General features: G+C 57.3%; 2 protein-coding genes. Both read left to right on the forward strand.

Translation table 11 applies throughout. The features are described 5' to 3' along the window. Positions 1-138 precede the first annotated feature (138 nt). Positions 139-930 (forward strand): aldo/keto reductase, encoded by a 792-nt coding sequence (locus J7400_RS21090; RefSeq protein ID WP_209066142.1) that lies wholly within the window; start codon positions 139-141, stop codon positions 928-930. A gap of 293 nt (positions 931-1,223) precedes the next feature. Then, positions 1,224-1,982 carry a hypothetical protein gene (locus J7400_RS21095; protein WP_209066144.1) on the forward strand — a complete coding sequence of 253 codons (759 nt, stop codon included), beginning with the start codon at positions 1,224-1,226 and terminating at the stop codon, positions 1,980-1,982. Positions 1,983-2,485 lie beyond the last annotated feature (503 nt).

The following is a 2,485-nucleotide window of genomic DNA, read 5'->3' on the forward strand; positions in this document are numbered from 1 at the left end:
GCCCGGCAAGCACCTCAACCTGTCGTAACTTCGTGACAATTTCCTCGGGCTTGTGTCGCTTGTTTCCCATCGTGAATCCTCCGTTTTCCTAAACATAGCGGCGGACCACTTCAGTGGGGGAGGATCACCAAAGGCACGATGAACCAGTTCCCAGGCGATCCGAACGGCGGTGGAAACGGTCGCAAACATATCTTGAAAGCGTTTGACGCCTCGCTCAAGCGGTTGGGGACGGACTACATCGACCTGTACTATCTGCATCAGTGGGATCAGGTTACCCCGATGGAGGAGGTGCTCGACACCTTCGACACGCTCATTCGTCAGGGCAAGCTACATGCGTTTGGCCTCTCGAATTTCCCTGCTTGGTATGTGGCCAAGATGCAGACACTGGCGGGGCTCAGCCATCGTCATCCGGTGTCGTCGATCCAAAACCAATACAGTTTGGCCGCGCGCCATGCCGACTATGAACATCTTCCGATGTGTGATGCACTGGGTCTGGGGTTCACCGCCTGGAGCCCGCTCGCCAACGGTCTACTGACTGGAAAATACTCGGTCGACGATGCAGGCAATCTGGTGGGCGCTGGCCGTTTAACGGAGACCTGGACCACCGATCCAAGTGTCGCCAATCTCTCCTCAGAGCAAAACATCGCCATCGTCGGCGAGCTGCTGCGGATTGCTAACGAGACAGGGCACAGCGCGTCGCAGATCGCACTCAACTGGATGATCAAACACCGAGGTGTCACCTCTGCCGTCATCGGCGCACGCAAGCTCAGCCAACTTGAAGACAACCTCGCGGCACTGGAATTCACGCTGGATGAGGCGCACGTCGCCGCGTTGAACGCAGTGAGCGAAATGCCGGGGTTGTCGCCCTACACCTACCATACGCAAACGATGTTTGATTTGATCCACGTGGGCGCGCGGGTGCTTTCGTAAGCGCAAGAGAGCCTGCGGCGCACCTTGGTCGCGGGCTCTCGATAGGTTTAAGAGGCAACCGCGCTGCTATTGTGGGCGCCGACGGGCTCGACCGGCGCATCCTTAGCCTTTCCGGATGCAGAGACAGTAACCTTCGCACTGGCCCTGGCGCTATTCGGCAACAAAGTCCGTGGCGAGACCTTCTCCTGCGCGCAGTGTCCAGTCAGACAAGACTGGACCCGCCAGTAAACGGTTTATCAAGCCTATTTCCGCATATTCCGCTTGAAAACCCCGCCAGCAGAAAGCCGGTACCAATGCCTATTGCCTCACCCTTGCGTTTCAGCCTTCTGGCCCTTGGCCTCGCCGCGTCCGATGTGCAGGCAAACAGTGTCTCTCTGATCCAGAACGGTTTCTTTGCGCAGCGCGCCTCCTTTGATGACACCTCTGCCTTAGTGCCGAACCGTCCTGCTCTCGCGCAGCCGTCCGGCGCCGATGTCAGCCGCGGTGCGGTGGCCTTGCGCCCCGGCGCCGCCAGCCTTTTCCGGGGTCGTGCCAGTGGCGGTCTTTTTGCGCCGGTGCAAGTGCAGGTCCTGCCGTCTGCAGCCAAGCAGCTTATGACCCTGATTGCGGGCGCAGAAGCGGGCAAGGCTGGCTATGATGCGGTGCAGCATGGCGCCCGGACCCGGCCCGCGAGACAGCCGACCGAAATGACAATCGCCGAGATTTATCAATGGATTGACGCCACACCGGGACAGCCACATGCGATCGGGCGCTATCAGCTTATCCCCGCCACCTTACGCCGTCTTGTGCGCCATCAAGAGGTGCCGCACAGCGAAGTTTTTGATCCCGAGCTGCAGGACCAGCTGGCACACCAGCTGTTGGAAGAGGCCGGCTTCAGCGATTTCCTCGCCGCTGAAATGCCGCGTGGAGACTTTATGCTCAATCTGGCCAAGATCTGGGCGGGCTTGCCGACGTCAAACGGCAAATCCTACTACGAGGGCTATGCCGGCAATAGCGCCGTCTACACGTGGGATTATTTCGACAGCCACTTCAGAAAGATTTTTCCGGGCTAGCGGCTGAGTTGGGTCTGAAGGGGGCGCGGTAGTAACTATTTGCCAGTCTACCGAAACAACAAACTGAATCGACTGCTCGTTCCCCTTCAAAATAAGCGTTAGCCATTTCTTTGAGATGTGGTGATTTGGGCGGAAAGCTAATTCCAAAACAGCCAGAGCGATCTTTTAGCACCTAGGCAAAAATCGGCGATCGCGGCCCACGGCTTTGAACGCGATCAAGTTACTCGTCTGCACCGCTATACCGAATGCTCAGAAACTGGAACTGGTTTTGGGGTCCAACGTTTGATCTGTAGTACAGGCTATGTGTTCGGCTTTAGTAGGAAAATTTGGTGCGATGCGCCCCAGCGCCAAGCATTCACTATATTTCTGGTCCAACCATTGATCCTCCCCCACTGAAGTGGTCCGCCGCTATGTTTAGGAAAACGGAGGATTCACGATGGGAAACAAGCGACACAAGCCCGAGGAAATTGTCACGAAGTTACGACAGGTTGAGGTGCTTGCCG

This window comes from Shimia sp. R9_2 (genome assembly GCF_017743735.1).
Taxonomy (GTDB): Bacteria; Pseudomonadota; Alphaproteobacteria; order Rhodobacterales; family Rhodobacteraceae; genus Shimia.

What these genes read in the sequence shown, in the direction of transcription:
- J7400_RS21095 (WP_209066144.1), top strand. Translation starts at nt 1,224, where the DNA reads ATGCCTATTGCCTCACCCTTGCGTTTCAGCCTTCTGGCCCTTGGCCTC.
- J7400_RS21090 (WP_209066142.1), top strand. Translation starts at nt 139, where the DNA reads ATGAACCAGTTCCCAGGCGATCCGAACGGCGGTGGAAACGGTCGCAAA.